Origin of the sequence: Lysinibacillus sphaericus (assembly GCF_002982115.1) — a bacterium.
GTDB classification, from domain to species: domain Bacteria; phylum Bacillota; class Bacilli; order Bacillales_A; family Planococcaceae; genus Lysinibacillus; species Lysinibacillus sphaericus.
Genome location: NZ_CP019980.1, coordinates 868,689 through 893,741, shown reverse-complemented (window position 1 = coordinate 893,741; position 25,053 = coordinate 868,689). Strand labels below are relative to the sequence as shown.

The window sequence follows — 25,053 nt, the reverse complement described above, 5'->3', positions numbered from 1 at the left end:
ATTATGTCACACTTTTTACTTCAAATTGCGAATTATGACACTTATTTATGATTTAACCCTTGTTGAGCAATGTATAATGCAAGATCCATTAAACGAGTAGAGTAACCAATTTCGTTATCGTACCAAGCAAGAACTTTCACCATACTATTTTCTAAAACCATTGTAGAAAGGCCATCCACAGTTGAAGAATGATGATTACCATTGTAATCAATTGATACTAATGGTAGTTCATTGTAGCCTAAAATACCTTTTAGCTCATTTTCTGAAGCTTCTTTTAAAGCGGCATTAATAGACTCTTTTGTAACATCTGCTTTTAGTTCTACCACTAAATCCACACATGATACATTCGGTGTTGGAACACGCATAGAAAATCCATCTAGTTTACCTTTTAATTGAGGTAATACTTTGGAAACTGCTACTGCTGCACCTGTCGTTGTTGGAATCATTGACACTGCCCCTGCACGCGCACGACGCGGATCAGAGTGCGGGAAGTCAAGGATACGTTGGTCGTTTGTATAAGAATGGATTGTTGTCATCATACCGCGTTCAATGCCAAATTTTTCATCTAAAATTTTGGCTACTGGTGCAAGACAGTTTGTTGTACAAGATGCATTTGAAATGACATCGTCTGTTTCTGGATTGTAATCCTCATGATTCACACCCATTACGAATGTCGGCATATCTCCTTTAGCTGGTGCAGATAAAATGGCTTTTTTAGCACCTGCTTCTATATGCTTCCCTACATCTTCCATTGATCGGAATCGACCTGTACATTCAAGGACAACATCTACACCAAGCTCGCCCCATGGCAACTGCGCTGGGTCTTTTTCAGCGTATACTTTAACCTTTTTTCCATTCACTACGAAAGAATCTTCATCTGCATTTACATCAGCATCATAGATACCATGTACAGAATCGTATTTTAATAAGTGTGCAAGCTGACCAGCATCTGTTAAGTCATTCACTGCAACTACTTCAAATTCATCATGCTTCATTGCTTCACGAAATACTAAACGACCAATACGTCCAAATCCATTAATTGCTAACTTTAATGCCATTGTCAATTCCTCCAATAATGTTTTCATTGATTTATTTTTACAGTAAACGTTCAGCGATTGCCTTTGCTGCAGCTTCATCTGTTATAAAAATCGTCTGCTTCGGTGCTACCTTAAAATAAGATAGCATGGCATTCACTTTTTGTTTGCCTGCTGCCACCGCAATAATATGCTTACATTTTTCAACTTGTTCAAGTTGAATACCAATCGTGCGAATACGATGCACAATTTGTCCTTCGGCATTAAAATAATAGCCGAATGCTTCACTAACAGCACCTTTTTCTTCGAGAATACGTAAATCTTCGGCAGATGTATTACGACGAATCGCCATTTCTTCAGCAGAGCCGATACCATGAATAACGCAGTCAGCGCGGTCATAGTAAGCCATTATTTCTGTTACCATAGGCTCTGTTAACATCGCTTGATAAGCCTGTTCACTTAAATGCTCTGGTAAAAATAATGTACGGTGCTGGGCATCCATTTGCATAGCGAACGTAGCAACCAGTGTATTGGCCTGCATGTGCATTTCATGACCGATACCACCACGAGCAGCAACAAATGTAATGTTTTGCTGATGATCGACTGGTTGTAAAAACTGCGCTAAGGAGGCAACTGATTTCCCTCCAGTAACAGCCACTACTTGCTCATTGGCAATAGTCGAAAGAAATTGCTGTGCCGCTTCTTTTCCGAGCAATGTTAAAACGGTTTCGTCATCGTTGTAATCACCTGGTACGACTAGCACATGTTGCAATCCTAATTGTTGTTCGAGCGCTTTGCCTAGTTGAGTAAGGCCCGACCATTCATACACTAATGCTCTTAACTGTTCAATCACTAATTCGCCATCACTCGTACATACCATACCCGACTTTTGGGAATCTAATAACCCTTGCTCACGTAAAATATCTGTTTCTTTACGGATTTCACGTTCTGTCATTTTTAGGGACTCTGCAAGCGTTCGTCTGCCAATTGGTTGCATCAGCTGTATCGATTGTAGAATACGATATCTCGATTGTAGAAGCGGATTCATTTCCGGAAGTAGTCTTCGCTGTGCCTCAGGTACAGTTAACATATCTATCTACTCCCTTTCACTTACAGTGGGTCGTTTTTTATCCCACTATATTAAATAATGTCCCACTTACAATTTAATTATAATATGCTTTATAAAAAAGAGCAAGTAATTAATGGTATGAGTTGCTAGTACAACCTTTATACATAGCGACACTCATTATTAGCAAAGTAAAAATGACATGCTGTACTGTTTTGTTGGCACAAAAAATCTCGCAATCATTCAATCTGATTGCGAGATGACTTTGTTCTTATTTAGTGAAAGATAATACTGCGTTTTTCTTGAAACCTGCTAAAGCTTTTGTAGCTTCCGTTTTGTTTGTGTATTCAAAAATACGAACGTCCTTTTGTTCAAATACTGTAATAACCCACATAGTCAAATCTCCCTTTAAGTTTATTTTTGTAATATAACAACCACGTAAAAATGTGATACTTTTTCTAATCTGTTTTATAACAACCTTTACTTGATTCTTATTCTACTCCTATTTTTTTAAAAATAAAGCTTTGTGTGAAGGTCTTCACAAACTGTTCATATTCATAACGCTTTCATTGAACAATTTGTGAATAACGTGAATATACAGGTTTAAAAATATAAAATTCGTTATTCTCTCGGCTAGAGAATAACGAATTTTTTCGCTTTATTTATAACCTTTTACCTCATTCGATATTACTTCATTTAGTGAATGATAATTTAGTTGGCTAAAATAGCTATGTTCTTCTCACGTAATGGCTCTTTGATTTGTCACAAACGTTCCATTAATGTTACATAATCTAAATTGCCATACTGTATAACTTCTCCATCCTTTTCCACTACCGGTATCATCAGCATATATTTTTCATGTATCGCTTCATCGGTTTCAATATCAATCATATCAATGGTAAAACCTAACTCTTCTTGAACAAGTTTTAATGTGCGTAATCCTTCCACACAAAGCTCGCACTGGGAACGACTAAAAAATTTCACGTCCATTTTACCAACCCCTTTTACTTTATGGTGCCAGGCACGCAAACAATTCGCACACAATTTCGATTTACGTGTGACCTTGGCGTAAATCAACGACCGTGACCGTGTCATCTTCTTTATTTTAAATGAAAAAAGACTGTGCAAGGTAATTTTTGCACAGTCTCATCGTTTGTTATTTTTTTAAATGGCTGTCGAAGAATTTAACCATTGCATTATAGAATTCAATGCGGTTTTCTTCGTTTTGGAAGCCATGCCCTTCATTTTCTTTCAGCATGTACTCTACTTCCACACCTCTCGCACGTAATGCTTCTACGATTTGATCAGATTCTGCCTGATTAACTCGTGGATCGTTTGCACCTTGCGCAACAAATAATGGTGTTTTAATTTTATCAACATGGAAGACAGGAGAAGCTTCTGTTAATAGCTCTTTGTCTGTCTCTGGATGCCCTACACGCTCATAGAACATGTTACGCATTGTTTCCCAATATGGTGGGATTGTATCAAGCAATGTGAAGATATTTGATACACCAACATAGTCAACTGCCGCAGCATATAAATCAGGTGTCTTTGTAATACCAGCTAATGTAGCATAGCCACCGAATGATGCACCATAAATACCGATACGGTCAGGGTCCGCGATGCCTTGATCGATTGCCCATTGCACGCCATCTGTAATATCATCTTGAATTTTTAGACCCCATTGCTTATTACCAGCTTGTAAAAATTCTTTTCCGTATCCAGTTGAAGAACGGAAATTCACTTGTAGCACAGCATATCCTCGGTTTGCAAGAAGCTGTACTTCTGGGTTAAAGCCCCACATATCACGTGCCCATGGACCGCCGTGTGGATTCACGATAAGCGGTAAGTCTTTTGCTTCTTTGTTTTTTGGTAATGTTAAATAACCGTTAATTGTCAGTCCATCTCGGCTCTTATACGAAATTGGATGCATTTCAGCAAGTTCTTCTGACTTTAACCAAGGACTTAATGTTGCTAGTTCTGTTATTTCATCTGTTGTTGAGTCATAATAATAATATTTGCCGTATACAGTGTCACTTGACACGCTGACGATAAACTTAGTCATTTCTTTATTGTAGTCATTGATGCCTATTTCGCTTTCTTCAACACCTAGTTTGTTTTGAATTTTGCGGAATAGTTTCTCAAAATCTTCATCAAAGAATTGATAATGTACTTTATCAGTCATATATGCACCGTATAAAATTTTATCTTTTTCGCTATTATATAATACGCCTGCAACGTCTACTTCATCGTTCGACATAATTACTTCTTCTTTACCTTCAAGATCATATTTCACAGCTTGTACTTTATCTCGACCTTTATTAGAAGTAGCGTAAATATATTTATTATCTTTAGAGAAGGCAAGCGGATTTACTTCATCTCCTGCAGCCATTTCAATAAATGGTTTGAATTCATCTTTTTCTGTTTCTCGGTATAAAATTGTACCTTCTACACCATCAGAAACGACAGCAATACGAATATTGCCATCACGGTCCGCTACCCAATTCGATACGTTCCCAGGATTTTTTGCAACATGTTTTGTTTCGCCTGTTTTGACATTAAGCTTGTACACATCGAAAACTTTCGCATCTTCTTTGTTCATCATAATTAATATTTCATCTTTAACACCTTGTAAATTACTTAATACCCCTACAGTTACACCAGGGTAAGGTGTTAAATCTTTTTCTTCACTACCATTAAATGAAGACGAATAGATATGGAAGTTCTCATCGCCGCCTTTATCTTTTGCATAAAGCAATGTATCGTCTTTCCAGAAGAATCCTGAAATATCACGATCTTTTGAACTTGATACACGAACAGGTTCACTATCGTCATTCATTTTCTTCACAAATACATTTGAACGAGATTCCCATGCTGAAGCAAATGTAATGTAATTACCATCTGGTGACAATTGGTAACCGAAGTTTCCTGGATTTTTCATAAAATCCTCTACAGAAATTTCTTTTACCCCTTCGTTATTCGTTCCGTTTTTTATAGACTTAAACGTTGTAAATATTTTAGTAGCATCTTGTTTTGAGATGGTTTCACTATTTTCAGAAATACCTTTAAATAAGCCTAGCTTATTCGCTTTTTCTAAATAGTCTGCTAATGATGCTTCTTTTTCCTCTTTATCAAGAGCTCTTACTAAAATTCGAGCAACTTCATCACGTTTAATGGCAGTACCTAAATTTTGTAATTCTCCCTCTTTAACCCACTTATCCATGATTTCTTGACGCATTGCTTGTGACCCATGTTGGAAAGTTAAAGAAGTCACAGCTAATTCAAGAAATTCTTTTGCTGTTAGGCGCTCCTCTTGTGCAACAATTACATTGCTCGTTTCATTTGCAGCTCGTACTTCCTGAATGGAAACAGGATAGACAACAGAAGCTGTTAAAATGACCGCTAAAGATGCTGACAAAAATCTTTTTTTCAAAATGATTCCTCCTTATATCAGTGTGCGTTATATCGTTAGTCGATACAAAGAAATTATAACAAATCTAGTTTTTTTGTCAATAAATGATAAAACTTATTTAATTATCCTCTTTATCCAAAATAAAAAGACTCTTCGTATGAAGAAGAGTCTTTTAGCTAGTAAATTATTTTATTACGAAAACGTGTCAATCCACTGCGGTTCTAGTGACAAAATTGTTTAGGTGCCTGTCACCATTTTCGGCTAGCGCCACCTCCAGCAGATGAGCCTCCGCCAAAGCCTCCAAATCCTCCGCTACCGGAGCCGCCTCTGCCAAAACCTCCACCAAAACCACCTGGATAACCTCCTCTTCCCCGTCCTCTTGAACGTGGTCCGCCTCCTCCATTGGAGAAGATAATGACGACGAGTACGAGGATTACGAGTAGTACAAACATCCAAGTGGGCATCGATTCATCCTCTACTGGTTGAGTTGGCATTTGACCTTGCCAATGATATTCTTGCGCTACAGTTTGATACAATGCTGTATACGTCGCTTGAAATGCTTGGTCAATTTCACCATTACTTGCAGAAGGATAAAAAGCAGAATCCAATATCCGTCCTAATTTCCCATCTGGTAACGCGCCCTCAAGCCCTTGGCCCACCGCGATCACCACATCATTTTTTCCTTGCCCTTGCTCAAATGTAGCCAGTAGCAAAACGCCGTTGTTTTTCTGCGCATCACCAATGCCCCAAGCACGAATCAATTGGGTAGCATACATTTTAGCTTCTTGCCCATGAATACTATCCACCGTTACAATCATAATTTCAGCACCAGTGCCTTTATCTAACTGCTCTGAATAAGAATTGAGTTCTTCCTTTACAGACGTTGATAGTACATTAGCGAAATCATGAATGTACGTATTTTTCATCGGTGTTGGGAACTGGGCATATGCATTGTCGACTGTTACAAAAAACATGAAACAAGCAAGTATTACGGTCAAACGCTTCATTATTGTTTACCTGAATCACTAAAATCTACTGCCGGTGCTTTTTCAGCCCCAGCTGCTGCCTTAAAGTATTCCTTTTGCTCGAAGCCAAACATACCTGCTACTACATTACCTGGAAAGCGTTTTACTATTTTATTAAAGCCTTGCACTTCATTATTGTAATCTTCTCGTGCTACTGCTAAACGATTTTCCGTGCCTGCAAGCTCATCCATTAATTGGCGGAAATTCGCATCTGCTTTTAAATTCGGATAATTTTCTACCACTACAAGCAATCGACCAAGCGCACCATTTAACGCATCATTGGCGATCGCTTGTTGCTCTGGTGTTTGTGCATTACCTAACTGTGCACGTGCCTCTGTTATGCTGGCAATGACTTCTTGCTCATGTTTTGCGTATCCTTTGACCGATTCCACTAAATTCGGAATTAGATCGTAGCGGCGTTGTAGCTGATTTTCGACTTGAGCCCATTTCGAATCCACATTTTCCTCCGCCGTCACAAGGCTATTATATTTTGGAATAAATAATAAAGCGAATACACCTAAAATAATGATGATGATTGCGACAGGTCCAAATACTTTTTTCAATTTTACAGCCTCCTTACTTTCTTTTCTTATACCTCTAATGTGTTGCAAAAAAACATCGCTATGCTAAATATATGCAAACAGTTTTATGTCGTATGAAATATGGCGAACAAGACATACTAATTACTGCAACAAACTATACATTCAGGAGGCGTTTTTTTTGTCACAATCTTTTTATAATGAATCAAATGATGTAACATCATCTAACCAACAACAAAGCCTAAACCACGGTGGACATGAAGTAATGGACATGCATGAAGCAATTGGCGAAATTATTGCATGTCTGAATCAATCCATGCTTTTACGTCCGCAAGTAAAAGATCCAGAATTACTTAGCATTTTGGACAATCAATATAATTTCACACTCGGTATGTACAATACGATTGTGGAGTCATTTAAAACAGGACATGATCCATCTGTGCCAACAGGTCGTTATGAAATGCAAACAGGAAACAACTTCCAATATGGCATTACGCCTTCACAGCCGAAAAAGCCAATGCAAAATGTGAGTGAGATTAATGATGAAATCATTTCTGGCTTCTTGCTTGGTGCACATAAAGGGTCTGCTAAATGTTTAACGGCAGCAGCGACAGAAACAACAAATCCAGTTGTGCGTCGTGTTGTTGCTGATAGTATTCCCAACTGTATCGAAATGGCATACGAACTTTCTATTTACCAAAATAAGCATGGCTATTATCAAGTGCCGCAATACTCACAACAAGATATGCGTGCATTGCTTGATTCGTACGGCACTACTACAAATCCCCTCCATTAATAACAAAAAACCATTCATTGCAAAATGCGATGAATGGTTTTTCCTATTATTAAAAATTAAAGAACTTTCCCTAAAAAAGCCTTTGTTCGCTCATTTTGTGGATTACCAAAAATCTCTTCTGGCGTACCTTCCTCTACAATAAAACCACCATCCATGAACACAACACGGTCGCCCACTTCTCGTGCAAAGCCCATTTCATGTGTGACTACAATCATTGTCATCCCTTCAGATGCTAGATTTTTCATAACATCTAATACTTCTTTCACCATTTCTGGGTCAAGTGCAGAAGTTGGTTCATCAAATAATATAGCCTTTGGTTTCATCGCTAACGCTCTAGCAATCGCTACTCGTTGTTGTTGTCCACCTGAAAGCTGCTCAGGATAGCTATAAGCTTTGCTATCAAGACCGACCTTTTTCAAAAGCTCATGACCTAGTTGCTCTGCATCCGCACGGCTCATTTTGCGAATTTGCATCGGCGCCATCGTGACATTATCAATGACATTCATATGAGGGAACAAATTAAACTGTTGGAATACCATCCCGACTTCTGCTCGAATGGCATTAATATTTGTTTTTGGTGCATTTATCTTGATATCTTCTATATAAATGGCACCGTCCGTTACTTCTTCCAGCATATTGATGCAACGTAAAAAAGTACTTTTCCCTGACCCTGAAGGACCAATGACACAAACGACTTGCTTCTCTTGTATTTCGTAATCAATGCCCTTCAATACTTCGAGCTTCCCAAAGTATTTGTGTAGGTTTTCAATTTTAATCATCTTGCTTCTCTCCCTTCTGCTTTACGAGGGACATAACTATTGCTAAATCGCTTCTCTATAAATGCGACTACCTTTGTTACAACATATGTTAAAACCAAGTATAGTAGGGCAGCGACAATATACGGTTCCCAGAAACGGAAACTCGCACCCGCTACTACTTTACTTGCATATAAAATATCTGGTGCTGCAATAACCGTTACTAGAGAAGAATCTTTTAGTAACGCAATAAATTCGTTACCAAGTGGTGGAATCATACGTCTAAAGGCTTGTGGTAAAATTACTTTTTTCATCGCTTGATTGTGTGTTAAGCCAAGTGAACGTGCTGCTTCCATTTGCCCTTTATCAATGCTCTGAATACCCGCACGAAAAATTTCTGCATTATAAGCAGCACAGTTTAGTACAAGTGCTGTAATACCAGAAACCATATAACCTAATGAATGACCAAAAATTGTTGGAATAACCGCTAAATGAATTAGTAAAATTTGCACAAGCATTGGTGTTCCACGGAATAAATCCACATATAGTTTAGATGGCCAGTAAATTAACTTATTTTGCGATAGTTTTCCTAAACCTAATAGTAAGCCTAAAATAATACCACCAAAATAACCGCTGAGTGTTAAAATGATTGTTATACCTATACCACGTATAAACATATCACGGTAGTTCCAAACTATGTCCCATTGTAAATCAAAGATGTCCATCAGAACCCCTACTTTCCCATTCAAATTCTCTACTATTAAATCCCCTAATAAATCAAATGAGCCGCTAGCATGATTCGGCTAACGGCATCGTTTATTACTTAAAGTCCTGACCAGTAATTTCTGCTAATTTACCATTGTCTTTAATTTTTTGTAGACCTTCATTTAATAGTTTTAATAACTCCGTATTGCCTTTTTTTACCATAAAGCCATAGTATTCTTTTTCAAATGCATCATCTTCAATTACTTTAAGTTTTGCATTTGGATTTGCCTTGATATATTCGTAAATAACTGCATTGTCGCCAATTGTTGCATCTACGTTACCGTTTAACATTTCTTGAATAGCAACTGGTTGGTTTTCAAATGCCATAATGTTTGTACTTGCATCGCCTTGTAATTTTTTTGCTGCCATATGACCCGTTGCATTAATTTGTACTGAAATCTTTTTATCTTTTAAATCAGCTAATGACTTAATATCAGAATCTTCTTTTACAACGATTAATAATTGAGATTCATAATATGGTTCTGTAAAATCAAATGATGCTTTACGTTCTTCATTGATCGTAATACCAGATGCACCGATATGTGTTTCACCATTTTTAATTGTTTGGAATACTGGCTCCCAGCCAATGTTTTCCCATTCTACTTTAAAGCCCATTTCATCAGCAATCGCTTGCAAAATATCGACATCTAATCCTACAATATTGCCTTTATCGTCAATTGACTCGAACGGTGCAAATGTAGCCTCTGTTCCTACCTTATACACCTTGTCCTTCGCGCCACCATCAGCCGGTGCATCACCAGTAGATGTGTCTTCTTTAGCACCGCAGCCCGCTAGCACAAGCGTAAATGCCGCCACGATCATCAATAACGTCCAAAAACGTTTTTTCATAGTTTTTCCCCCTAAACATTTAATCATTTTCCGACCACTTCATTTTTCTCAATTCGGAAATGTTAGACTATTAGGTCAATTATAGTGTCAATAGAGTTGATATACAATACGATTTCGTATAAAAGTGATTATTTTTTCATAAAAATGAATTTTACTAAGCATAATGAAGAAAAATTATGTAATAAAAACAAGATACTTGTCACAAAATGTATACTTATGCAATTTTAAGATCGTTTTTATACAGATTTTAGATATTTTTGAGCACAAAAAAAGAATCCCCTCAGATAGGATTCTTCTTTTGGGCTAGCGTGCTAGCCTCACGTTCGGTATGTTCACTAAAAAAAATTTTTGGAGTTGTTGCTTTTTGAAGGTTTAGAAAGGAATAAATCTGGGAATAATGCCTACGGGACAATATTCCCCCCCTATTCCTCTCTTTCTCCCCTAAGCAGGCTGCTAAACTACTTATAGGAGAACGAGCTATAAAAGTATATCAAATAATCAGTAAAATGGCGCCCTCGGAGGGAATCGAACCCCCAGTGCAAGAACCGGAATCTTACGTGTTATCCATTACACCACGAGGGCAATTGAACATAAAAAAAAAGTACTCACTCTAAGGCTTTACGGTAAAGCATCATGTAGATAATCCTCATTTCAGAAGCATACCTGCAAAATAGTGTACTGTACTTTAACTTACGACCTTTCCATTATACAAACGTCTTGCCCATTTTTCAACTATAAATTTTTATTTTTGTTATATATTTTATTTCTTAATATCAGCGTTAATATTTGACCTTCCCTGACTATAATGTGTATGATAAGGTTACAACTGAAATATAATGGATGATTTCAGTAAAAGTATTCGAATTTAGTTTTTTAAGGAGGATTTAACATGAATTTAATTCCTACAGTTATTGAACAAACAAGTCGTGGTGAACGTGCTTATGACATTTATTCACGACTACTAAAAGACCGTATTATCCTATTAGGTAGTGCGATTGATGACAACGTTGCAAACTCAATCGTTGCACAGCTTCTATTCTTAGAAGCAGAAGATCCAGATAAAGATATTTCTCTTTACATTAACTCACCAGGTGGTTCGATTACAGCTGGTATGGCAATCTACGATACAATGCAATTCATCAAGCCAAAAGTACAAACAATTTGTATTGGTATGGCTGCATCTATGGGTGCTTTCCTACTTGCTGCTGGTGAACCTGGTAAACGTTATGCATTACCAAATGCAGAAGTAATGATTCACCAACCACTTGGTGGTGCACAAGGTCAAGCGACTGAAATTGAAATTGCGGCAAAACGCATTTTATTCCTTCGTGAAAAATTAAATGGTATTTTATCTGAACGTACAGGTCAGCCATTAGAAGTCATCTCAAGAGATACAGACCGTGATAACTTCATGACAGCTGAACGTGCGAAAGAATACGGCTTAATCGACCATATTTTTGTACGTAACGAACGCTAATTAGAAAAACCGCTAAGCTCAAATGGCTTAGGGGTTTTTTTAATGGGTGCTAGGCTCTCACGTAAGACATAAAACATCCGCTCACTAGCGCGAGTCGCAACTTTCATATGTGTCCGCCCAACGGCAATATCAAAAACCTCTAAGCTCTTGTGACTTAGAGGTTTTTGATTAGTCTTCCTTTTCAATAAGCGCAGCTAAGGATGAAACCGCTTGCTCTGCATCGCTACCTTCACTGCTTAAAACAACCTTCGTGCCTTTTGCAATGGCTAAGCTCATTACACCCATAATGGATTTGGCATTTACTTTTTTATCGTCTTTCTCAAGAAAAATATCAGCGCTGAAACGATTTGCTTCCTGTACAAACAACGCTGCTTGTCTAGCTTGAAGTCCTAATTTTAATTTTACCTGGACTGTTTTTTCAGTCATTCGCAATACTCCCCTTCACTACCGTTCATCTATTAGTATTATATTACCTCACTTAACAGCAGAAGAACAATAAGCGATTGTGCTTGCTTTCATATCGAATACGCATGAAAACTTAACCGCCTATCTTTTCACCTCTTCTTAATGCATCTGCTATTTCGTCTATTTTACGCAATCGATGATTGACTCCTGATTTACTAACCGTTCCACTTGATACCATTTCACCAAGTTCTTTTAACGTCACATCTTGATATTCCACACGTAGGCGTGCAATTTCGCGCAGTTTTTCAGGCAACTGATCCAAGCCAATGGAATTTTCGATAAATCGAATATTTTCTACCTGACGCAGTGCAGCACCTATTGTTTTATTCAAGTTTGCTGTCTCACAGTTCACAATACGATTCACACTATTGCGCATATCGCGTAATATACGAACATCTTCAAATTTCATCATGGCTTGATGGGCTCCGACAATATTTAAAAAGTCGGAAATCTTTTCCGCTTCCTTTAAGTATGTCACAAAGCCCTTCTTGCGTTCAATGGTTTTTGCATTCAATTCAAATTCGTTCATTAAATCCATTAATGCCTCACCATGCTCTTTATACAAAGAATAAATTTCTAAATGATAGGCAGACGTTTCTGGATTATTTACCGAGCCACCTGCTAAAAACGCTCCACGTAAGTAGGCTCTTTTATGACCACTCTTTTTAATCAGCTCTTTAGAAATCGTATGATTAAATTGAAAATCATCTGAAATAATAGCTAAATTAATGAGCAATTCCCGTGCACCTTCACGTACACGACATATATACACATTATTTTTTTTCAATCGCATTTTCTTACGTACAAGTAGCTCCACATTATATGGATACAACTTCTTCATTATCGTATAAAGCCTTCGTGCGATTGCAGCATTTTCGGTTTGCACGTCTAAGCTAAGTTGTTTGTTAGCAAAAGATAACGAACCATTCATACGAATTAACGCGGATACTTCCGCTTTCATACAGTAGTCGTCCGCTTCTACCTGTGTAAGCTCTTTTTTTGTTTCTGAAGCAAATGACATAGCACGCCCCCCTTTCGACCTTTATTTCTATGTATATGTTCATCTTACCATATACAACAAGCATTCTTTAGGACTCTATTGTAGGCTTCCTTACTTTTTGGGTAAGATTTTTGCATAATCCACAAGCCATTTTGCAACATTTGCCGCATTATGGCGAACTGTCCCATCAGGTCGAATGGTTGCAATATCTCGTTTAATAACTTCTAATCCCATACTTTCAAGCTTTCCTACATCAAATGTTACAGGCTCTGCACATTCTTCTTTATATAGTTCTTTTACAGGATGTGGCAGTTGCTCATCATTGACTAAAATAGAATCGATAAAAGAATTACCAACATGCTTGTGTATCGCTTGCACATGGTCACCTGCTGTATAGGAAATTGTCTCACCTTTTTGAGTCATTAAATTACATACATAAATTTTGCGACCCCTTGCTTTTACAACAGCCTCCCCAATTGCTTTCACAAGCAAATTCGGAATAATACTCGTATATAAGCTTCCAGGTCCTATTAAAATATAGTCTGCCCGATTAATTGCCCGTATTGCTTCTGGTAGCGGTTGCACATTTTCAGGCACTAAAAAAACGCGGTTAATGCGTTTTGATGCTGTCGGGATTTTAGACTCACCTTCAATTATTACGCCATCTTCTAACTCGGCATGTAAAGTAATCTTTTTATTAGCAGCTGGAATCACTCGCCCATGTACTTTTAGCACTTTTCCCATCTCACTAATAGCATGGCTAAAATCCCCAGTTATATCTGTTAAAGCCGTTAACATTAAATTACCTAAAGAATGACCGTTCAAATCATCTGATACAGAAAAACGATATTGAAACATTTGCTCAACAAGTGGCTCCACGTCTGATAATGCAGCGATGACATTGCGGACATCCCCTGGTGGGGGGATATCATAGTCATCACGTAGACGTCCTGAGGAACCACCATCATCCGCAACTGTTACGATTGCAGTGATATCAAACGGGTGATGCTTTAAACCACGCAGTAACGTGGAAAGGCCAGTACCACCACCTATTACAACTAGCCTTGTATGCTTTTTCCCCATTCACTCAATCCTTTCTTCGATTGATGTCACGGTGCGATATCACAGCATTTTCATTTTTGGCTAAGCAAGCACCAAAATATTCTGCCAACGTCACCGAACGATGCTGTCCTCCTGTACAACCAAAAGCAATGACAAGTTGTGATTTCCCCTCTTGTTTATAAAGCGGTACCATAAATTCAAACAAATCCGTTAGTTTTTGAATTAGGATTTGTGTATCCTCTAACGCTAATACATAAGAAGAAACTTCTGTTTGCAAACCTGTTTTATGGCGCAATTCCTCCACATAATATGGATTTTTTAAAAAGCGCACATCAAATACTAAATCTGCATCTATTGGCATACCATGTTTAAATCCAAAGGACATAATATTAATTGAAAAAGTATGATCTGCATCGCTTGCAAATTCATTGACAATTTTCTCGCGTAACTCTTTTGGTTTCATGTTGGAGGTATTATAAACAAATTTAGCGCGGCCCTTCACTTCAGATAGAAGTATACGTTCTTGTTTAATACCATCTAAAGGTAAACCGGTTACAGCTAATGGGTGTGCACGTCTTGTTTCCTTATATCGTCTTACAAGCGTCTGATCATCAGCATCTAAAAATAAAATCCGCGCAACAATATCGCCTTCTTTTAATATATGGTCAAGCGCACCAATGAGCGAATCGAAAAAGTCACCGCCACGCATATCCATGACCGCGGCAATACGTGTAATATTTTTACCTGAATCTCTAAGTAAAGTTAAAAAAGTTGTGAGTAACGCTGGTGGTAAATTATCAATACAGTAATACCCTAAATCCTCAAAGCTTTGAATAGCTACCGTTTTTCCAGCTCCAGACATTCCTGTAATAATGACCAATTCATGTTGTTGACTTTCAACCACCACTGTCATGCAGCTCCTTTATTGTTCTATTGATATTTGTATTTTTTCATGAAGTAATTCAAAATCCTTCGTGTATTCGAATGTACCGTACTGAATGCCTGATTGTGATACAGCAAATTGTAAATTTGTTCGGTCACCTTCAGCCATTGGCAAATGTTTCAAATCCTCAATTGGGTGCCATGCAAGCTTACCTTCTCTTGTTTCTTCGAATGGTACACCTTCTATATCCTTCGCTACAAAAGTATACAACATCCATTCATCTACCTTAACGTTATCTTCTTTAATAACCATCGTATAGACACCTTTTAAATGCGCTTTCAATGGGATTACATTTGTTTCTTCCTGAAACTCACGTAAAGCAGCCTCATAAATAGACTCACCGCTCTCCATTTTCCCGCCTGGTGCTACATACCAGCCACGTCTCGGCTTTTGAAGTAATAATACTTGGCCGTCTTTTACGGCGATTAAGTTTGCAATTCTTTGCATAGGCACACCTCTAATCTCTTTTGCATTCTATTTTTTATTATAGCAAGACCTATCAGAGTTTGTCCTCATTTCACAACTATGGAATCTTGCGCAAAAAAATGATTAAATCAACTTATCCCAAAGGTTTCAAATGCATGCAGAAAAGGTCAACGCATCTTTCAATAACCATTATTTTACACTATTCCCTCTACATATAGTATACAGTTTTCTACTGTAAGACATGACATATCCAAAATAATTAGCATTAGGCTTACTATTACGTAAAATAAGCTACTTGCAACGCTTTAAAAATTCAGAATTGTTTGAGTGACTGGCACTAAAAATAGGTTGCTCCCACCTAATTTAGGCGGAAACAACCTACTAAAAAAATAAAAGGGGGATTGCTAATTACAGTCTTTATATTACACCTTTTATATGTCATTCAAGTTACAGCAATATTAAAACCGTATTAAAAATTTGTATTTTTTTCCGGTAATAACGGCCAATTGCAATGCACTTCTAAGATTTTTGAGACCATCACTCGGTATAACGCTTATTATGCGTTAATTTTTTCTAGTAATTCTTCAACATAATGTTGTGCTGCTTGCGCCGCAATACTGCCATCGCCAGTCGCAGTAACGATTTGACGAAGCGTTTTTTCACGCACATCCCCAGCAGCAAAAATACCTGGTACATTTGTTTCCATATTGTCGTTAGTCACAATATAACCAGCTTCATTTAAAATGCCTAGTGATTCAAAAGGTTTTGTTAATGGCAACATCCCAATGTAAATAAATACGCCATCAGCCGCAAATTCAGATTCTGTGCCATCGACAGTTGATTGCAATGTAACGCTGCCTACTTTACCATCAGCTTCGTTAATTTCTTTCACTGTTGCATTCCAAATGAAATCAATTTTGTCGTTTGCAAATGCACGATCTTGTAGAATTTTTTGTGCACGTAATTTATCACGACGGTGAACAATTGTTACTTTATCAGCAAAACGCGTTAAATACACACCTTCTTCAACAGCAGAATCTCCGCCACCTACGACAACGAGATTTTTTTGTTTAAAGAATGCACCATCACATACAGCACAATAGCTGACACCACGTCCACCAAGCTCTTTTTCACCAGGTACACCCATTTTTTTATACTCTGCACCAGTAGAAAGTATAATTGAGCGTGTTTTATATTCCTTAGCACCTGATTTTATCGTTTTATATTCTTCACCATCAATGATTTCTGAGACATCACCGTAAGCATATTCAGCACCAAATTTTTTCGCATGCTCGAACATTTTAGTAGATAGCTCAGGCCCTAAAATAGTATCAAATCCTGGATAGTTTTCTACTTCTTCCGTATTCGCCATTTGTCCACCAGGGATACCACGTTCAATCATTAATGTTGAAAGATTTGCACGTGATGTATAAACAGCCGCAGTCATTCCGGCAGGACCTGCACCAATAATTACAACATCATAAATTTTTTCTTCTGACATACTTACTTCCTCCTAAACTCGTAATACTTTTTTATAATAACGTTCAGTATGTTCATCGTATGTGAAAGCATGAAGTTATTCAACTAAGTTGCTCACAACTTCAATTTAACTCGTTGGTAAGTACATTAATATTTCATCTATATATTTCGATAATGTTGCTACAGATATGCCATATTGCTCTGCGATTTCTTTTTTCGTCACCTTCAACATGCGAGATGAGCGGAATAAAAAGTCATTTGCACCTGCAATAGCAGCCGGATTTGTAAAGCGATAATTTTGACTAAGTGCTTGTTCACAAAGCACGAACCACATTTGGAACATTGGTGCGACGATTGTCGTCAACTTTCCATAGTGCTCCAACAAAATCTCGGGTACACGTACGGCTCTTAAAAAACTTGCCTCTACTTTGTTTTTCTCATCAAACTGATGGCCGAGTGCATAAGCTAAAAAAAGCTTTTCAAAAGCACCAAATTGCTCTACATCTATCCATTTAGGATGCGCAATGATTTCCTGCTTATGCGCTGTTCCTCGTAATAAAAATAAGCCAAATAAACGATCACTTATATACTCACTTTCAAGCTTCGCTACAATGAAGTCACGATCATGCTCTAATGCGTCAAGCTCATATGTATTTTCCTGCTGACGCCAAGGTTCAAAACCTTCTTTATCTGGATCTAACTCAAGCAACTGCTCCCAAGCATTTTTGGCAATATCATCGTAACCAGAAAAGTAGGCCGCATGAGATAACCAAAAGTAAAACCCTGGATCTCCTAAATAACCACGCTTCTGCATGCTTCGTAGCCATTTAAATGCAGTTTCATATTGACCAATCAGTGCAAGCGTTGCGCCCAATTTGTAACGATGATCCCAAGCATAAGGTTGAATTTTCACCAATACTTCTAAAAGAGCATTTAATTCCTCATCATTTTTCTCATAGTAGGCAATAACCGTTAGATTACACAATGCATGGAGATTCCCTTTATTCTCACGCAAAACCGTGTTCAAAATCGCTTTAGCCTGTTCCGCTTCACCTACATAAAAATAAGCTAAAGCTAAATTATTGTATGCTGACCAAAATTCCGGTCTATCTTCTACTAATTGTTCTAAAATATTGATTGCTTCTGGAAAGTCACCCTTTTCCATGCAACGACGTGCTTGCTCCTGCCGATATAAATCCTCGCCACTGCCTTCCAGCTCTTCATATTCATTGTGCTCAAAAGCAACAAAGTCTAATATTTCTGCCGCTTCATCCGCATATGCACCCTCAGGTTCCATTTCTAAGTATTGCTCTGCAAAGCGTTTGGCATCTTGAATAATGCCGACACATCCTGATACCTCAGCCATATAAAAAATAATTTCTGGCTCATTTGGGTCTAATTGATAGGCACGACGAAGCAGATCATAGGCTTCCTCAAAACCTTGACCTTCTAACTCTACAATCGCTAATTGCAATAAAATCATAGGATCATCTGGACTTAAATCTACAGCACGTTGTAAGTATTTATAGGCTTTATCCATTTGACCACTATTCATCGCTTGAATTGATTTTTTATAATAATAGTCGCCTGTTGGAATGAACGATACGACATTCGTTTGCTTCTCTTTTTGACGTTTCTTTTCCAAAATATTTCCTCCGAAACAAGAAATAAGGAACGCATTATACGTTCCTTTTTACAGTAACTCATATTATACCATACAATAAGCGATATGCTGTTATTTCTCCTCGTGACGTTTTTCCAACACATGTAATACGTCAAAAACATTTACTTTTTGTTCTTGCAGTAAAACTAGTAAGTGGTAAATTAAATCAGCCGCTTCCCATTTTACTTCTTCTGCATCACGATTTTTTGCACCGATAACTACCTCTGTTGCTTCTTCCCCAACTTTTTTACAAATTTTATCGATGCCTTTATCGAATAAATATGTAGTATATGCACCCTCAGGCATATCTTGCTCACGCTTTTCAATGACTTTGACTAGCTCAGGGATAATACTAACCGAACCAACTTTTGCTTTTTCTTGCAGTACTGTCGTAAAGCAAGATGTTGTGCCATTGTGGCATGCGGGACCAGCAGGAAGTACTTCTACAACTAATGCATCGCCATCACAGTCGGCTTTAATGGACACTACTTTTTGTACGTTACCACTCGTCGCTCCTTTATGCCAAAGCGCTTCACGAGAACGTGAGTAAAACCAAGTTTCGCCTGATTCTAATGTTTTTTCTAATGATTCTTTATTCATATAAGCTACAGTTAATACTTCTTTTGTATTGGCATCTTGCACAACTGCTGTAACAAGACCTTTATCGTCAAATTTAATGTTCTCTATCATCTTACTGCCACTCCTTTTTCACGTAAGTATTGTTTTACTTGCGCTACACTCGTTTCTTTGTAATGGAAAATGGATGCTGCAAGTGCTGCATCTGCATCTACATCGTCCGCTAATACTTCGTAAAAATGTTCGGCATTCCCTGCACCACCACTTGCAATGACTGGGACTGTCACGGCCTGTCGTACAGCCTTCGTTAAAGCTAAATCAAAGCCAGATTTTTCACCGTCTTGATTCATACTTGTTAATAAAATCTCGCCAGCACCTAAGCGGACAGCTTCTTTTGCCCACTCTATTACTTGCCAAGATGTTTTGTTGCGACCACCGTGTGTATAAACCATCCACGTGCCGTCTTCTTCACTATAGCGCGCATCAATTGCAACAACAATACATTGTGCTCCGAAATAGTCAGAACCTTCTTTAATCAGCGCTGGGCGTTCTAAGGCAGAAGTATTAACAGATACTTTGTCAGCACCTGCGCGTAAAATACGCTTCATATCCTCTAACGAGCGAATACCGCCACCAACAGTAAATGGAATGGCTAGTGTCGCCGCAGTTTGGCGCACTACATCGACCATTGTGTCACGGCCTTCATGCGATGCTGAGATATCTAGGAAAACAAGCTCATCTGCACCTTGTTCATCATAAAACTTTGCAAGCTCTACCGGATCTCCTGCATCACGTAATGATACGAACTGTACACCTTTAACAACTCGTCCTTCCTTCACATCAAGACATGGAATAATACGTTTCGTTAGCACGCCGCCACCCCTTTTAACCATTGTTCTAATAAGTACACGCCTAACTCACCTGATTTTTCAGGATGGAATTGCATACCTGTGATCGAGCCTTTGGCAACAATCCCTGGGACTTCAATGCCATGGTAGTCAGCATAGGCCACTAGTTCTGTCGGTTCAATATTCGTCGCATAAAAAGAATGGACAAAATAAACGTGCTCGGCAGGTGTCTCGCCTTTGAGCCATGCTGGTCGATTCATCACAATTAATTCATTCCACCCCATATGAGGTACTCGATAAAACTGCTCCCCTTGAATGCCGCTAAAACGTTGAATGCTGCCTTTGAAGAAACCTAGTCCCTTCGTTGGTGTCACCTCTACGCTTTCCTCAAATAATAACTGCATGCCTAAACAAATACCGAGCAATGGTCGATTTTCCGCTTGTACCTTTTGTAAATAGCAATCTAATTTTGTTTCAGCTAAACGTTTCATAGCATCGGGAAAAGCGCCCACACCTGGCAGTAACAGGGCATCAGCTTCATCTAGTTCCTGTTCTTGTGCTGTTACAATGACTTCACAGCCAAGTCGTTTTAGTGCTTGTTCAACACTAAATAAATTACCCATCCCATAGTCAATCACACCTATTTTCACGTTAACAGCCCCTTTGTGGAAGGTACACCCTTAACGCGAGGATCAATTTCAACTGCCGCATCAATGGCACGAGCTAATGCTTTAAAAATAGCTTCGATAATGTGGTGTGTATTATGACCATACGGTACGATAACGTGGACATTCATTCTTGCTTCAAGCGCAAATTTCCATAAAAACTCATGCACTAACTCCGTATCAAAAGTTCCTACTTTCTCTTTTAGTTCAGGCACACGATACTCTAAATGTGGACGATTTGAACAATCGACAACAACTTGTGCCAGTGCATCATCCATTGGTACAAAGGCATTACCATAACGTTTAATACCTTTCTTATCGCCGAGCGCTTGACGAATGGCTTGTCCTAATACAATGCCAAGGTCTTCCGTTGTATGGTGGTCGTCAATATGCGTATCACCATTCGCTTGAATTGTGCCATTAAATAGGCCATGTTTAATAAATAAATCCAGCATGTGATCCATAAAGCCAACACCTGTTTGGATATCCGCCTTGCCCTCGCCATCTAACTCAATGGCAACTGAAATTTGTGTTTCATTTGTTTTGCGTTCTACCTTTGCGTAGCGTTTCTGTTCTGTCATCGTATTACTCCTTTTCCCATCCACGAGATTCTACAGCACGAGCATGGCCCTCTAAGCCTTCCATCCGAGCTAAGCGTGCAATTTTCGGGGCGTTCGTTGCCCAAGTTTTTTCAGTATAATAAACGATACTCGATTTTTTTACGAAGTCATCCACATTTAAGCCACTTGCAAAACGCGCTGTGCTGTTTGTTGGTAGCACATGGTTTGTGCCAGCAAAATAATCTCCAACAGGCTCGGAGCTATATCGACCGATGAAAATACCACCTGCATGGCGCACTTGCTCTGCCACCGCTTCGGCATTTTTGGTCACGATTTCTAAATGCTCAGGGGCTAATGAATTAATTGCCTCCACTGCATCTGACATCGTTTCAGCAATATAAATCGCGCCAAAATTTTCGATTGAGGCACGTGCTACTTCTTCACGTGGTAAAGTCGCTAATTGTTTTTCTACTTCCAGCGCCACATTGTGAGCAAGTTGCTCAGACGTTGTCACTAAAATAGCACAGGCCATCTTATCGTGTTCTGCCTGTGATAATAGGTCTGCAGCTACCTCATCTGCAAAAGCTGTATCATCTGCGATTACGGCAATTTCACTTGGTCCAGCAATCATATCAATCGCGACCTCACCAAATACTTCGCGTTTAGCAAGTGCAACGTAAATATTACCTGGACCAGTTATTTTATCGACGGCTTGAATTGTTTCCGTTCCATAGGCAAGTGCTGCAATTGCCTGTGCCCCACCAATTTTATATACTTCTTCCACACCTAATATATGAGCGGCGGCAAGTACACCAGCAGGTAATTTCCCGTCACGCCCCGCAGGTGATGTGATAACAATTCGCTCAACACCCGCTACTTGAGCAGGAATAACGTTCATCAACACGGAAGAAGGATAGGCCGCTGTTCCTCCAGGAACGTAAAGACCTACTGCATCGAGTGCGGTAATCCGTTGCCCAAGCCAAGAGCCATCTGCTAATTCCAAACGATAGCCAGAACGTTTTTGTTGCTCATGATAAACGCGAATATTGTGGGCAGCTTCTGTTAAATCTGCAAATAATTGCGCGTCGATTGCCTCTACTCCCTCTTTAATCTCTGCCTTTGTAACACGTAAATTGTCTGGAGCAAAGCCATCCCATTTTTCTGTATATGTACGTATTGCGCTGTCACCTTGTGCTCGCACATCTGCCAATACTTGTCGTACAATTTTTAATTGTTCTTCGTTGCCACCTTCAAGTGGTCGTTTCAAGGAAATACCTTTTGCTAACTTTGTGATTTTCATGGAAAAAGTCTCCTTTAAATTTCTAGCTATTCGTGCAGTTCCTTTTCGCAACTTGCGTCTTTGCAATTATTACGATGAAACAACATTCATTAGTCGACACACTTCTTTAAACGTTTCACCAAATCGATTATGCGGTCACCTTTCATGCGGTAACTTACGGGATTGGCAATTAAACGTGATGAAACTTCTGTAATATACTCATACTCAACTAAGCCATTTTCTTTTAACGTACGTCCAGTCGATACGATATCCACAATGCGGTCCGCTAAACCAATCATTGGCGCAAGCTCAATCGACCCGTTTAATTCAATAATTTCTACTTGTTCGCCAATCCCTTTATAATACTTCATGGCAATGTTCGGATACTTCGTCGCAATGCGTGGTGCAAGTTCGTTCATCGTCGTATTCGGTAAGCCAGCTGAAGCAATATAGCAAGTACTTATTTTCAAATCAAGAAGCTCATGTACCACGCGCTGTTGCTCCAGTAAAACATCTTTTCCAGCAATTCCAATATCGGCTACACCGTGCTCAACATAAACAGGCACATCCATAGGTTTCGCTAGAATAAAACGAATTTTTTCTTCTGGGATTTCGATCATTAATTTACGCGACATTTCAACCTCTTCTGGTAAATTAAAGCCCGCTTCAATAAGCATTTGGTATGCCTCTTCAAAAATGCGCCCTTTCGGCATAGCAATGGTTAATTCATTCACCGCGAATTTCCTCCTGTCCAACAACAACTACCTTTGTAAAATGCGTTAAAAAGGCTGCTTCATCAACTAAACTACTTCTCAACTGTAAAGTCGCTTGTTTACCTGCTGCTCTTAAAGCCTCTATTTTTTCTAGAGCCTCTTCAAAATTTTCTTCCTCGAATAGCACCACAATGGCTTCTTCCTTGTCCGAAGCTTGTGCAGTAATCGTTTCTAATAATCTATCTACACGAATGCTAAAGCCTGTAGCACCGACCTTTGATCCAAATACTTCAAGCAAACCATCGTAACGGCCACCATTTCCTAATGGGAAACCACTGCCTGAAGCAAATACTTCAAATAACATACCTGTGTAATAGCTCATATGGCTTGAAAGAGTAAAATCAAACGCGACATACTGTGCAAGATCAGCGACTTCTAATAATTTTGCAAGTTGTTGCATATATTCTAATGCGTCATTTTTACGCACATATTTTTCAATATCACGAATTTCCTTTAAGGTCATTGCCTCTTCAATAAACTGTAACAATGCATCTGATTTTGTTTTTGGTAAATCAAATGATGCAACTGCCTCCTCAAAGCCTACATAATTACGTTGTACAAGCAGTGTACGCAGGACATCTTCTTGTTCGATGCTTTCTGTATAGTCCTGTAAAATACAATTCAAGACACCTGCATGTCCTATTGTGACTTTGAAATTTTCTAATCCAAATTGTTTTAATAACTCCATTGCTGTAACAATTACTTCTGCATCCGCAAACACGGAATGATCACCAATTAACTCAATACCCATTTGCTCAAATTCTGCGGGACGTCCACCTTCTGTTTCCTGTGCACGGAATACACTTGCAAAGTAAGCTAAGCGCAGCGGTATCATTTCTTTCAATAATTTTGAAGTGGCTACTCGAGCAATCGGTGTTGTCATATCAGGACGTAGAACGAGCGTGTTGCCCTGACTATCTACAAGCTTAAATAAATGCGCATCGGAAATTGCAGATGCTTTCCCTACCGTATCGAAATACTCTACTGTAGGCGTTTTGATAAATTCATAGCCTCTTGAGCGTAAAAAATTTCGACCTGTATGTCTTACAGCTTCTACTTTTTCATAAATTTGCGGAAATTTATCACGCATACCAAGTGGCTTTTCGAACATTTTAATCGACGACATGTGGACACTTCCTTACGTTTCACTTTAATTCACTAGAGTATTAGAGAATTAGAATATGAAAGTATTTTAACTCATTCCTTCTGTTCAGTCAATGTTTTACACATTAAATTCACAAATAATTTCAATACTTCTGTTAATTATACACCTATTTACACAAAGTGAAATGTTTATCGAGACTATTGCCTCACTTATGTAGGAGACATCAAAATGTGGACATTACTTTAAATTTAGCTGTTCTTGCTTTAAAAATATAATAATTGCAAGCGAAATGAGTTGAAGGTTGCAGCCTTACTGTACTGAGTAGAAAGGACCGCTGAAGCGTACAATAACGGCATAGCAAAAAAAGAGGTTGGGACATTACTAAAAAATTTAAAGAACAGAGGAAAGGTGTTCATAAATTTTCGCTATATGGAGAACTTAGCTATTCTTGCTTTTGCAATAAATTAGAAGTGTTCACTAGTTGTTGGTAG

General features: G+C 38.5%; 26 protein-coding genes and 1 tRNA gene. 2 read left to right on the top strand and 25 right to left on the bottom strand.

Annotated features, from left to right (window positions below):
* Positions 1-41 precede the first annotated feature (41 nt).
* The 7 genes from gap to LS41612_RS04375 all read right to left on the bottom strand — a co-directional run bounded on the left by gap (position 42) and on the right by LS41612_RS04375 (position 7,100).
* Positions 42-1,058, bottom strand: coding sequence for a type I glyceraldehyde-3-phosphate dehydrogenase (gene gap / locus LS41612_RS04405; protein ID WP_024363912.1), 1,017 nt, complete (start codon positions 1,056-1,058; stop codon positions 42-44).
* A 37-nt stretch (positions 1,059-1,095) separates the two neighbouring features.
* A complete protein-coding gene (locus LS41612_RS04400) occupies positions 1,096-2,124 on the bottom strand; it encodes a sugar-binding transcriptional regulator (protein ID WP_024363911.1) in 1,029 nt (342 codons plus the stop codon).
* Between the two features lie 247 nt (positions 2,125-2,371).
* A complete protein-coding gene (locus LS41612_RS23655; protein WP_255313811.1) occupies positions 2,372-2,494 on the bottom strand; it encodes a hypothetical protein in 123 nt (40 codons plus the stop codon).
* Between the two features lie 368 nt (positions 2,495-2,862).
* A complete protein-coding gene (locus tag LS41612_RS04395) occupies positions 2,863-3,090 on the bottom strand; it encodes a glutaredoxin family protein (RefSeq protein WP_024363910.1) in 228 nt (75 codons plus the stop codon).
* Positions 3,091-3,256: 166 nt separating this feature from the next.
* Positions 3,257-5,533 (bottom strand): S9 family peptidase, encoded by a 2,277-nt coding sequence (locus tag LS41612_RS04390; RefSeq protein WP_024363909.1) that lies wholly within the window; start codon positions 5,531-5,533, stop codon positions 3,257-3,259.
* 227 nt (positions 5,534-5,760) lie between these two features.
* Positions 5,761-6,519: a TPM domain-containing protein gene (locus LS41612_RS04380; RefSeq protein WP_024363907.1), complete on the bottom strand. Its 759-nt coding sequence runs from the start codon at positions 6,517-6,519 to the stop codon at positions 5,761-5,763.
* Positions 6,519-7,100 (bottom strand): LemA family protein, encoded by a 582-nt coding sequence (locus LS41612_RS04375; RefSeq protein ID WP_024363906.1) that lies wholly within the window; start codon positions 7,098-7,100, stop codon positions 6,519-6,521. The genes LS41612_RS04380 and LS41612_RS04375 overlap by 1 nt, the downstream gene beginning before the upstream one ends.
* A gap of 157 nt (positions 7,101-7,257) precedes the next feature.
* Between LS41612_RS04375 and LS41612_RS04370 the strand changes: the two genes are divergently transcribed.
* A complete protein-coding gene (locus LS41612_RS04370) occupies positions 7,258-7,872 on the top strand; it encodes a spore coat protein (protein ID WP_024363905.1) in 615 nt (204 codons plus the stop codon).
* 56 nt (positions 7,873-7,928) lie between these two features.
* Here the strand turns inward: LS41612_RS04370 and LS41612_RS04365 are convergent, their stop codons facing one another.
* From LS41612_RS04365 to LS41612_RS04350, 4 genes are all read right to left on the bottom strand, one after another.
* Positions 7,929-8,651 (bottom strand): amino acid ABC transporter ATP-binding protein, encoded by a 723-nt coding sequence (locus LS41612_RS04365; RefSeq protein WP_024363904.1) that lies wholly within the window; start codon positions 8,649-8,651, stop codon positions 7,929-7,931.
* The gene (locus LS41612_RS04360) at positions 8,648-9,352 is read right to left on the bottom strand and encodes an amino acid ABC transporter permease (protein WP_024363903.1); all 705 of its coding nucleotides are present in this window, start codon (positions 9,350-9,352) and stop codon (positions 8,648-8,650) included. Before LS41612_RS04360 ends, LS41612_RS04365 begins: the two co-directional genes overlap by 4 nt.
* A 94-nt stretch (positions 9,353-9,446) precedes the next feature.
* A complete protein-coding gene (locus LS41612_RS04355; RefSeq protein ID WP_024363902.1) occupies positions 9,447-10,241 on the bottom strand; it encodes a basic amino acid ABC transporter substrate-binding protein in 795 nt (264 codons plus the stop codon).
* A gap of 507 nt (positions 10,242-10,748) precedes the next feature.
* Positions 10,749-10,823: transfer RNA gene (locus LS41612_RS04350), tRNA-Arg, on the bottom strand.
* A 307-nt stretch (positions 10,824-11,130) separates the two neighbouring features.
* On the opposite strand from LS41612_RS04350, the gene clpP reads away from it, so the two are divergent.
* Positions 11,131-11,718, top strand: a complete 588-nt coding sequence (gene clpP / locus LS41612_RS04345) for an ATP-dependent Clp endopeptidase proteolytic subunit ClpP (RefSeq protein WP_024363901.1) — start codon at positions 11,131-11,133, stop codon at positions 11,716-11,718.
* A gap of 168 nt (positions 11,719-11,886) precedes the next feature.
* On the opposite strand, the gene LS41612_RS04340 is transcribed toward clpP, so the two are convergent.
* From LS41612_RS04340 to LS41612_RS04275, 14 genes are all read right to left on the bottom strand, one after another.
* Complete coding sequence (locus LS41612_RS04340) at positions 11,887-12,144, bottom strand: HPr family phosphocarrier protein (RefSeq protein WP_024363900.1); 258 nt, start codon at positions 12,142-12,144, stop codon at positions 11,887-11,889.
* A gap of 112 nt (positions 12,145-12,256) precedes the next feature.
* The gene (gene whiA / locus LS41612_RS04335) at positions 12,257-13,204 is read right to left on the bottom strand and encodes a DNA-binding protein WhiA (RefSeq protein WP_024363899.1); all 948 of its coding nucleotides are present in this window, start codon (positions 13,202-13,204) and stop codon (positions 12,257-12,259) included.
* A 90-nt stretch (positions 13,205-13,294) separates the two neighbouring features.
* The gene (gene mgfK / locus LS41612_RS04330; protein WP_024363898.1) at positions 13,295-14,266 is read right to left on the bottom strand and encodes a gluconeogenesis morphogenetic factor MgfK; all 972 of its coding nucleotides are present in this window, start codon (positions 14,264-14,266) and stop codon (positions 13,295-13,297) included.
* Positions 14,267-14,270: 4 nt separating this feature from the next.
* The gene (gene rapZ / locus LS41612_RS04325; RefSeq protein ID WP_029747357.1) at positions 14,271-15,158 is read right to left on the bottom strand and encodes an RNase adapter RapZ; all 888 of its coding nucleotides are present in this window, start codon (positions 15,156-15,158) and stop codon (positions 14,271-14,273) included.
* Positions 15,159-15,167: 9 nt separating this feature from the next.
* Positions 15,168-15,635, bottom strand: a complete 468-nt coding sequence (locus tag LS41612_RS04320) for an NUDIX hydrolase (RefSeq protein ID WP_024363896.1) — start codon at positions 15,633-15,635, stop codon at positions 15,168-15,170.
* Positions 15,636-16,170: 535 nt separating this feature from the next.
* A complete protein-coding gene (trxB, locus tag LS41612_RS04315; protein ID WP_024363895.1) occupies positions 16,171-17,115 on the bottom strand; it encodes a thioredoxin-disulfide reductase in 945 nt (314 codons plus the stop codon).
* A gap of 105 nt (positions 17,116-17,220) precedes the next feature.
* Positions 17,221-18,738 carry a tetratricopeptide repeat protein gene (locus tag LS41612_RS04310; RefSeq protein ID WP_024363894.1) on the bottom strand — a complete coding sequence of 506 codons (1,518 nt, stop codon included), beginning with the start codon at positions 18,736-18,738 and terminating at the stop codon, positions 17,221-17,223.
* A 90-nt stretch (positions 18,739-18,828) separates the two neighbouring features.
* Entirely contained in the window at positions 18,829-19,446 is a 618-nt protein-coding gene (gene hisIE / locus LS41612_RS04305; protein ID WP_024363893.1) for a bifunctional phosphoribosyl-AMP cyclohydrolase/phosphoribosyl-ATP diphosphatase HisIE, read from the bottom strand.
* Entirely contained in the window at positions 19,443-20,204 is a 762-nt protein-coding gene (hisF, locus tag LS41612_RS04300; RefSeq protein ID WP_024363892.1) for an imidazole glycerol phosphate synthase subunit HisF, read from the bottom strand. The genes hisIE and hisF overlap by 4 nt, the downstream gene beginning before the upstream one ends.
* Positions 20,198-20,830, bottom strand: coding sequence for an imidazole glycerol phosphate synthase subunit HisH (gene hisH, locus LS41612_RS04295; RefSeq protein WP_024363891.1), 633 nt, complete (start codon positions 20,828-20,830; stop codon positions 20,198-20,200). Before hisH ends, hisF begins: the two co-directional genes overlap by 7 nt.
* Positions 20,827-21,426 carry an imidazoleglycerol-phosphate dehydratase HisB gene (gene hisB, locus LS41612_RS04290; RefSeq protein WP_024363890.1) on the bottom strand — a complete coding sequence of 200 codons (600 nt, stop codon included), beginning with the start codon at positions 21,424-21,426 and terminating at the stop codon, positions 20,827-20,829. Before hisB ends, hisH begins: the two co-directional genes overlap by 4 nt.
* A gap of 4 nt (positions 21,427-21,430) precedes the next feature.
* On the bottom strand, positions 21,431-22,705 hold the full coding sequence (gene hisD / locus LS41612_RS04285; RefSeq protein ID WP_024363889.1) for a histidinol dehydrogenase: 1,275 nt from the start codon (positions 22,703-22,705) through the stop codon (positions 21,431-21,433).
* A gap of 89 nt (positions 22,706-22,794) precedes the next feature.
* Positions 22,795-23,418, bottom strand: coding sequence for an ATP phosphoribosyltransferase (gene hisG / locus LS41612_RS04280; protein WP_024363888.1), 624 nt, complete (start codon positions 23,416-23,418; stop codon positions 22,795-22,797).
* On the bottom strand, positions 23,411-24,583 hold the full coding sequence (locus LS41612_RS04275) for an ATP phosphoribosyltransferase regulatory subunit (protein WP_024363887.1): 1,173 nt from the start codon (positions 24,581-24,583) through the stop codon (positions 23,411-23,413). The genes hisG and LS41612_RS04275 overlap by 8 nt, the downstream gene beginning before the upstream one ends.
* Between the last annotated feature and the right edge of the window lie 470 nt (positions 24,584-25,053).

Coding starts and splice junctions, on each gene's coding strand:
- gap (WP_024363912.1), bottom strand. CDS start 1,058: ATGGCATTAAAGTTAGCAATTAATGGATTTGGACGTATTGGTCGTTTA.
- LS41612_RS04400 (WP_024363911.1), bottom strand. CDS start 2,124: ATGTTAACTGTACCTGAGGCACAGCGAAGACTACTTCCGGAAATGAAT.
- LS41612_RS23655 (WP_255313811.1), bottom strand. CDS start 2,494: ATGTGGGTTATTACAGTATTTGAACAAAAGGACGTTCGTATTTTTGAA.
- LS41612_RS04395 (WP_024363910.1), bottom strand. CDS start 3,090: ATGGACGTGAAATTTTTTAGTCGTTCCCAGTGCGAGCTTTGTGTGGAA.
- LS41612_RS04380 (WP_024363907.1), bottom strand. CDS start 6,519: ATGAAGCGTTTGACCGTAATACTTGCTTGTTTCATGTTTTTTGTAACA.
- LS41612_RS04365 (WP_024363904.1), bottom strand. CDS start 8,651: ATGATTAAAATTGAAAACCTACACAAATACTTTGGGAAGCTCGAAGTA.
- LS41612_RS04360 (WP_024363903.1), bottom strand. CDS start 9,352: ATGGACATCTTTGATTTACAATGGGACATAGTTTGGAACTACCGTGAT.
- LS41612_RS04355 (WP_024363902.1), bottom strand. CDS start 10,241: ATGAAAAAACGTTTTTGGACGTTATTGATGATCGTGGCGGCATTTACG.
- clpP (WP_024363901.1), top strand. CDS start 11,131: ATGAATTTAATTCCTACAGTTATTGAACAAACAAGTCGTGGTGAACGT.
- LS41612_RS04340 (WP_024363900.1), bottom strand. CDS start 12,144: ATGACTGAAAAAACAGTCCAGGTAAAATTAAAATTAGGACTTCAAGCT.
- whiA (WP_024363899.1), bottom strand. CDS start 13,204: ATGTCATTTGCTTCAGAAACAAAAAAAGAGCTTACACAGGTAGAAGCG.
- mgfK (WP_024363898.1), bottom strand. CDS start 14,266: ATGGGGAAAAAGCATACAAGGCTAGTTGTAATAGGTGGTGGTACTGGC.
- rapZ (WP_029747357.1), bottom strand. CDS start 15,158: ATGACAGTGGTGGTTGAAAGTCAACAACATGAATTGGTCATTATTACA.
- LS41612_RS04320 (WP_024363896.1), bottom strand. CDS start 15,635: ATGCAAAGAATTGCAAACTTAATCGCCGTAAAAGACGGCCAAGTATTA.
- trxB (WP_024363895.1), bottom strand. CDS start 17,115: ATGTCAGAAGAAAAAATTTATGATGTTGTAATTATTGGTGCAGGTCCT.
- hisIE (WP_024363893.1), bottom strand. CDS start 19,446: ATGATAGAGAACATTAAATTTGACGATAAAGGTCTTGTTACAGCAGTT.
- hisB (WP_024363890.1), bottom strand. CDS start 21,426: ATGACAGAACAGAAACGCTACGCAAAGGTAGAACGCAAAACAAATGAA.
- hisD (WP_024363889.1), bottom strand. CDS start 22,705: ATGAAAATCACAAAGTTAGCAAAAGGTATTTCCTTGAAACGACCACTT.
- LS41612_RS04275 (WP_024363887.1), bottom strand. CDS start 24,583: ATGTCGTCGATTAAAATGTTCGAAAAGCCACTTGGTATGCGTGATAAA.